This window comes from Formosa bonchosmolovskayae, assembly GCF_051016085.1.
In the GTDB taxonomy this organism is placed as follows: Bacteria; Bacteroidota; Bacteroidia; order Flavobacteriales; family Flavobacteriaceae; genus Formosa.
This window is the reverse complement of sequence record NZ_CP174605.1, coordinates 2,158,066-2,165,000: the sequence shown is the minus strand read 5'-3', so window position 1 is coordinate 2,165,000 and position 6,935 is coordinate 2,158,066. Positions and strand designations below refer to the sequence as shown.

The following is a 6,935-nucleotide window of genomic DNA, read 5'->3' as shown; positions in this document are numbered from 1 at the left end:
TTGCGGATCAATTTGTATGTGCCAATCCCCGCAACTTTTCGCAGCTTATCACGTCCTTCATCGCCTCTGAGAGCCTAGGCATTCCCCATACGCCCTTATTTAGCTTATTGTACTTTTTGCTTTTTTAATGAGTTTGTTATTAATTAAAAGCTCGTAAACTTTAATTAACAACGAATTATTATTTAATTTAAAATATATCTTATATAGTATGTGCAATACTACATAATCAAATATCTTAATGTATTTTTATGTATCTTTTTCAATATGTCAATGAACGTGTGGCGAATCGCCACTGATAAGTTATTATCAGCAGACAACTTTTGCCGTTGTGGAGAATATCGGAGTCGAACCGATGACCTCCTGCGTGCAAGGCAGGCGCTCTAGCCAGCTGAGCTAATCCCCCAATTACTAGTAGATAGTAATTAGTAGTTAGCAGTTAGTACTTATAACCACTACTCTAGCTTCTAGAATTTCCTTTATTTATTATATTTAGTAGTCTCAGGCAGACTCGAACTGCCGACCTCTACATTATCAGTGTAGCGCTCTAACCAGCTGAGCTATGAGACTCTAACTATAATAAATTGTTTTTTAAATTAACAGCTAAGAATAAACTATCCCTTTTCCTTTTTAATATCTTACTCCAATAGTCGTCTTTCTCTAGAAAGGAGGTGTTCCAGCCGCACCTTCCGGTACGGCTACCTTGTTACGACTTAGCCCTAGTTATCGACTTTACCCTAGGCCGCTCCTTGCGGTGACGGACTTCAGGCACTTCCAACTTCCATGGCTTGACGGGCGGTGTGTACAAGGCCCGGGAACGTATTCACCGCATCATGGCTGATATGCGATTACTAGCGATTCCAGCTTCACGGAGTCGAGTTGCAGACTCCGATCCGAACTGTGATAGGGTTTATAGATTCGCTCCTGGTCGCCCAGTGGCTGCTCTCTGTCCCTACCATTGTAGCACGTGTGTAGCCCAGGACGTAAGGGCCGTGATGATTTGACGTCATCCCCACCTTCCTCACAGTTTGCACTGGCAGTCTTGTTAGAGTTCCCGACTTGACTCGCTGGCAACTAACAACAGGGGTTGCGCTCGTTATAGGACTTAACCTGACACCTCACGGCACGAGCTGACGACAACCATGCAGCACCTTGTAAATTGTCCGAAGAAAAAACTATCTCTAGTCCTGTCAATCTACATTTAAGCCCTGGTAAGGTTCCTCGCGTATCATCGAATTAAACCACATGCTCCACCGCTTGTGCGGGCCCCCGTCAATTCCTTTGAGTTTCATTCTTGCGAACGTACTCCCCAGGTGGGTTACTTATCACTTTCGCTTAGCCACTCAGACCGAAGTCCGAACAGCTAGTAACCATCGTTTACGGCGTGGACTACCAGGGTATCTAATCCTGTTCGCTACCCACGCTTTCGTCCATCAGTGTCAGTATATTATTAGTAATCTGCCTTCGCAATTGGTATTCTATGTAATATCTATGCATTTCACCGCTACACTACATATTCTAACTACTTCATAATAACTCAAGATAACCAGTATCAAAGGCAATTTTACAGTTGAGCTGCAAGATTTCACCTCTGACTTAATCATCCACCTACGGACCCTTTAAACCCAATGATTCCGGATAACGCTTGGATCCTCCGTATTACCGCGGCTGCTGGCACGGAGTTAGCCGATCCTTATTCTTACAGTACCGTCAAGCTGCTACACGTAGCAGTGTTTCTTCCTGTATAAAAGCAGTTTACAACCCATAGGGCAGTCTTCCTGCACGCGGCATGGCTGGATCAGGCTCTCGCCCATTGTCCAATATTCCTCACTGCTGCCTCCCGTAGGAGTCTGGTCCGTGTCTCAGTACCAGTGTGGGGGATCCCCCTCTCAGGGCCCCTATCTATCGTAGTCTTGGTAAGCCGTTACCTTACCAACTAACTAATAGAACGCATGCTCATCTTTTACCGATAAATCTTTAATATTAAAGTGATGCCACTCTAATATACTATGAGGCATTAATCCAAATTTCTCTGGGCTATTCCCCTGTAAAAGGTAGATTGCATACGCGTTACGCACCCGTGCGCCGGTCGTCAGCGGAGCAAGCTCCCTGTTACCCCTCGACTTGCATGTGTTAAGCCTGCCGCTAGCGTTCATCCTGAGCCAGGATCAAACTCTTCATCGTTAAATTTTTAAGTCTTTCGACTATTACTTTTAACAACTAATGGAATTAAATTTGGTACTCAAAATGGTTTATTCTTTTTTGTTGATAATAACCGTTTCCAGTTATTATCTACGCTGTCAATTCAATATGTTAATGAACTTATTTCTCTTTTTATTTCTTAACTCGTTTCCTCGTTAAGCGGGTGCAAATATAAAACCCTTTTTTTAATCTCACAATGTTTTTTTGAAGTTTTTTTAGACTCGTTTTTAAAACGTTTCTAACTCCATTAAAACAATCTGTAAAGAACTTTGTTTTCTAAAAACGTTGCCGTTTTTAGCGGGTGCAAACTTACACCCTTTTTTGTTACTAACAAATCTTTTTTATCTTTTTTTGAAACTAATCTAAATCCGATAAATATGACTCTGTTAATGAACGTGTTGCCTAACTAAACTACCGTAGTTGTGTCGCTAAGCGGGTGCAAATATACCACCTTTTATTATTACCAAACTAATTTATTATAACCTTTTTTTGAAATAATTTGTAAACACATTGTTACTAATGGGTTACAATTGGGTTTATTTTAAAATATCAACCATCTACTTACTTTAAAATACAAAATACACCTATCAGGACGGCTTATCTGTATTCTTTATATAAGAATACTATGCATAAATTACTATAATATATGTAAGTTATTACCTCAACCCCCTACTCTATTATAATATGTAAACGTCTTATTAGATTAGAAACAAATCTCCATGGTTAAATACGTTAGTTATAGTATTTTTAGGACATCGGATTTACATATAATTTAATACGTTGCAAAATCATCATTAAATAAATATTATTTTGAATACAGATATAGACATTATTATAATAGGAGCAGGTCCCATTGGTATAGCTTGTGCCAAAACCTGTAAAGAAAACAACTTAAGCTACCTTATAATAGAAAAGGGTGCGTTAACAAACTCCATATACAACTACCCTTTAAACATGACGTTTTTCTCTACTTCGGAAAAACTAGAGATAGATAACATTCCTTTTATAAGTAACAACCCCAAGCCCAAACGAAATGAGGCTCTAGAATATTACAGACGTGTAGCGACTACAAATGACCTACATATTAATTTATACGAAGAAGTTAAAAACATAAACAAGGAAGAACACGGTTTTACTGTAGAAACCAGTAAAGCAACTTACAAATCGGAAAAAGTAATTATAGCAACTGGGTTTTATGACGTACCTACACAGTTGAACGTTCCAGGCGAAGACTTACCCAAAGTAAATCATTATTATAAAGAAGCACATCCTTATAGCATGCAAGATGTTATTGTAGTAGGCGCGAGTAATTCCTCTGTAGATGCTGCTTTAGAAATTTACCGTAAAGGCGGACGCGTAACTATGGTGATAAGAGGCAGTGAAATAGGCAAAAGAGTTAAGTATTGGGTAAAGCCTGATATTGTGAATCGGATTGCTGAAGGTGCGATAACAGCACACTTTAATTCTGAAATTGAAACCATACAAGACCATTCGGTTACTATTAATACACCTAACGGCACAGTCAACCTTAAAAACGATTATGTTTTAGCGCTCACTGGATATCAGCCCAACATTAAATTGCTTGAAGACGCTGGCATTTCGTTTTCTGAAGACGGAAAATACGTTCCGAATTATAATGAAGAAACCATGGAAACCAATATTAAAGGGCTGTATCTTGCTGGTGTAATTTGTGGCGGTCTAGAAACTCATAAATGGTATATCGAAAATTCTAGAATTCATGCGAAGCAAATTGTGAATCATATAAAATGGAAACATTAGTCAATGTTCAGGTATAGCGTTCACTTTTTACATTATTTAGTGTATTATGATTAGTGTAAAAATACACTCACAAAAACTGCCCATAGATAACATGTAAAATACCAACATTAATCTATGGGCAGAGATTTAACTAAAACTTAGTTTAGCGTATCGCTTTTTCGTTCAATCTACTGTCTACCAATTTATCTAATTTATTATCGGCATTGTAAACCTCATCTGTGCTTTGGAATTTTTCAGCAATAGCATCAAAAACCTAATGCTTTAGCATAACGTAATGCTGTACCGAAAGCAGAAATATCGTAATGTTCTACATGTTATGCTTCAGCAATACGTCCTGCGTCCATCATATCGAGTACCATGTAAACCAACAACAGGTAGCGACATAAATAAGACTCATCGTGCTTTTCAAAAATCACAAACCTTTATAATAGAATAAACAAGTATTCCCTCTTAATATCTAGTAAAGGGATTGGGTTAATAATATAATGCGTTGCAGTTAAGGCATGATGGTAAACCATTGTAATTTTATCTTACAGTTAGAGCGAAAATCGCACTATCACATAAATTTAAAAACACGAGATTATGAGAAGTTTACTTTGGTTAATTGCAGTTATTTGTATTATCGTATGGATTTTAGGATTTTTTGGAATCGTTGCCGGTATAGGTACAGGGAGCTTAATTCATATTCTCCTAGTCATTGCCATAATCGCTATTTTATATAACATTATTTCTGGCCGCGGTTTATAAGATTTTAAACCATTTCGCTTTTTAACGCAATATATATGATTGAAGAACCCTTGTTAATATATTTGGCCGATGACGACGCAGAGGACCGAGAATTAGTTGTTGATGTTTTTAAGGATATACGACCAAGTATTAGTATTACCGAATTTGATAACGGTGTGACTTTAATGGATAATCTTTTAAATCCTGCCAAGCCATTACCACAAGCCATTTATCTGGATTTAAATATGCCTTTAATGAATGGTATTGAATGCTTACACGATATTAAGGATGAGAAAAAGTTACGTGATATTCCCATTTTTATCTATTCGAACAATTTGGAAACTACTAAAATAGAAGCCCTACAAGAAAAGGGGGCCAATCTATATATAGTGAAACCAAATTCATTCCAAAACTTAAAAGTGTTGTTATCTAAAAGCTTGCTTTATTTGGAATCTATTAAGGCGGACCCAACCTTTCCATGGGAATTTGTACTGACTTTAGAATAACTGCACGACAATCCGCCACAATGTCCAAAGCTTCAATTTTACGTTCAGCTTGTTGGGGCGCATATTGTATATAGTATGACAGTGGCTGTTGTGCGCATGCTCATCTAATTAAGTAACAAGTACCTCTACATTATATTCTATAGGAAACGCACATGAGTTTGCAATAAAACACAATTTTGATGCTTGTTTATGTAAATCTTCAGCTTGTATTTTCTGAGATGAGTGGTCTATCCAAACTTTAGGCTGTAAAACCATTTTTGTAAATGCACCACTTCCATCGGCATTTAAAGTTAAACTGCCTTCAACCGTATCTTCATATTTTAAAAGCGTAATACCTGCTTGTTGACAGACATACATATACGACATAAAATGACAAGACGATAAGGCTGCCATTAATAATTCTTCTGGATTGTATTTTGTAGCATCACCTTTAAACAATTTTGCTGCCGAAACCTCAATCTTTTTTCCTTTTTCTAAAAAGACTTGGTGCGTTTTTAAAGAACCGCCAGATTGCTTTTCAGTTTGAGCAGATTCTAAATCCCAATGGTTTTGTATTTTAAATTGAAAGGGTGTAGGCATAGTAATTTGGTTTTATAACAGCGCAATGACGAAACGCACAGAAGTGTTTTAGTGAGAAATTAATGGCTTTTTTAATAGGTGTTTTACCTCAGTACTTAAATGTGGGTCGTTTATTTCGATTTATACGTTTTCTCAAAACCATTTATGTATACTTCTTTCTCAATGAATTTATCGATTTTACAATCATGAATCATAGTGCCTTTTTGTAAGCTTATTCAATCATCGATCATAGGCATTTGAAATGTATCGCTATTAATCAATTTCTCAATAGCTCCATTGTGCTCCTGATCGTTGCATACTATTATTACTATGTTCTGTTCTCTTTCCTCTTCTTCCAATTTACTAGAACAGACAAAGCACTATCGACCAATTCGCCTCTAAATAACTGCTAATATAGCCATGCGTTTAGCCGTGTATGGTTTCACTTTTTCCGTAGCTTTTAATTAATTCGCCTTCAAAAGCCACTAATTCTTGCCAGCGTTTATCCACATCAATTCCTTTTCCGTATTGTCTAGCAAATGTGATAAATGTGGTGTAATGTCCAGCTTCACTAATCATTAAATCGTGGTAGAATTTAGATAATTCTTCGTCCTTAATGCGTTGAGATAATAATTTAAAGCGTTCGCAGCTTCGGGCTTCTATCATTGCCGAAAACAATAAGCGGTCTACAAAACTTTGTTGCCTATTTCCGCCTTTGTTCATAAACTTATAAAGTTGGTTTACATAATGATCTTTACGCTCGCTCCCTAAAGTATAGCCTCGTTTTTTAATGATATTGTGTACCATTTGAAAGTGCTCTAGCTCTTCTTTAGCTAATTCTAATAGTGCGGTAACAAGGTCTTCATGCTCACTATTATAGGTAATAATTGTAATGGCATTTGTGGCTGCTTTTTGCTCACACCAAGCATGATCTGTAAGTATTTCTTCAATATTACTTTCTACGATGGTCACCCAACGCGGATCGGTTTCTAGTTTTAGGTGAAGCATGCTCATGGATTACTGTTTTTTTTGTAAAGTTAATTATAATAGGTGTAATTGTAATTACAACAGCATTATTAATCGCAGCATGGAGATGCGTGGCATACTAATACAACCTAATCTTTAGGTGTTGCTTTTGCCAAATCAGGATTAACCTATGATAATAAT

The 6,935-nt window shown here is 37.1% G+C and carries 5 protein-coding genes, 2 tRNA genes and 2 rRNA genes (1 of these 9 running past the window's edge); 3 read left to right on the top strand and 6 right to left on the bottom strand.

Annotation, left to right across the window (positions count from 1 at the left end):
• The 4 genes from ACKC83_RS09230 to ACKC83_RS09215 form a co-directional block, all read right to left on the bottom strand.
• Nucleotides 1-110: ribosomal RNA gene (locus ACKC83_RS09230) — 23S ribosomal RNA — on the bottom strand (it extends 2,722 nt beyond the left edge of the window).
• 219 nt (nucleotides 111-329) lie between these two features.
• Nucleotides 330-403: transfer RNA gene (locus ACKC83_RS09225), tRNA-Ala, on the bottom strand.
• A 90-nt stretch (nucleotides 404-493) separates the two neighbouring features.
• A tRNA-Ile gene (locus ACKC83_RS09220) sits at nucleotides 494-567 on the bottom strand.
• Nucleotides 568-661: 94 nt separating this feature from the next.
• Nucleotides 662-2,181: ribosomal RNA gene (locus ACKC83_RS09215) — 16S ribosomal RNA — on the bottom strand.
• The 16S and 23S rRNA genes sit together here with 2 tRNA genes alongside, the layout of an rRNA operon.
• A gap of 828 nt (nucleotides 2,182-3,009) precedes the next feature.
• On the opposite strand from ACKC83_RS09215, the gene ACKC83_RS09210 reads away from it, so the two are divergent.
• The 3 genes from ACKC83_RS09210 (at nucleotide 3,010) to ACKC83_RS09200 (ending at nucleotide 5,210) form a co-directional block, all read left to right on the top strand.
• The gene (locus tag ACKC83_RS09210; protein WP_434035286.1) at nucleotides 3,010-3,978 is read left to right on the top strand and encodes a YpdA family putative bacillithiol disulfide reductase; all 969 of its coding nucleotides are present in this window, start codon (nucleotides 3,010-3,012) and stop codon (nucleotides 3,976-3,978) included.
• Nucleotides 3,979-4,560: 582 nt separating this feature from the next.
• On the top strand, nucleotides 4,561-4,725 hold the full coding sequence (locus ACKC83_RS09205) for a lmo0937 family membrane protein (RefSeq protein WP_414035995.1): 165 nt from the start codon (nucleotides 4,561-4,563) through the stop codon (nucleotides 4,723-4,725).
• A gap of 35 nt (nucleotides 4,726-4,760) precedes the next feature.
• Nucleotides 4,761-5,210: a response regulator gene (locus ACKC83_RS09200; protein WP_434035285.1), complete on the top strand. Its 450-nt coding sequence runs from the start codon at nucleotides 4,761-4,763 to the stop codon at nucleotides 5,208-5,210.
• Nucleotides 5,211-5,318: 108 nt separating this feature from the next.
• Here ACKC83_RS09200 and ACKC83_RS09195 read toward each other — a convergent pair whose 3' ends face one another.
• Entirely contained in the window at nucleotides 5,319-5,789 is a 471-nt protein-coding gene (locus ACKC83_RS09195) for an OsmC family protein (RefSeq protein ID WP_434035284.1), read from the bottom strand.
• Nucleotides 5,790-6,194: 405 nt separating this feature from the next.
• A complete protein-coding gene (locus ACKC83_RS09190; RefSeq protein ID WP_382384194.1) occupies nucleotides 6,195-6,776 on the bottom strand; it encodes a tRNA-(ms[2]io[6]A)-hydroxylase in 582 nt (193 codons plus the stop codon).
• Between the last annotated feature and the right edge of the window lie 159 nt (nucleotides 6,777-6,935).

What these genes read in the sequence shown, in the direction of transcription:
- ACKC83_RS09205 (WP_414035995.1), top strand. Translation starts at nt 4,561, where the DNA reads ATGAGAAGTTTACTTTGGTTAATTGCAGTTATTTGTATTATCGTATGG.
- ACKC83_RS09200 (WP_434035285.1), top strand. Translation starts at nt 4,761, where the DNA reads ATGATTGAAGAACCCTTGTTAATATATTTGGCCGATGACGACGCAGAG.
- ACKC83_RS09195 (WP_434035284.1), bottom strand. Translation starts at nt 5,789, where the DNA reads ATGCCTACACCCTTTCAATTTAAAATACAAAACCATTGGGATTTAGAA.
- ACKC83_RS09190 (WP_382384194.1), bottom strand. Translation starts at nt 6,776, where the DNA reads ATGCTTCACCTAAAACTAGAAACCGATCCGCGTTGGGTGACCATCGTA.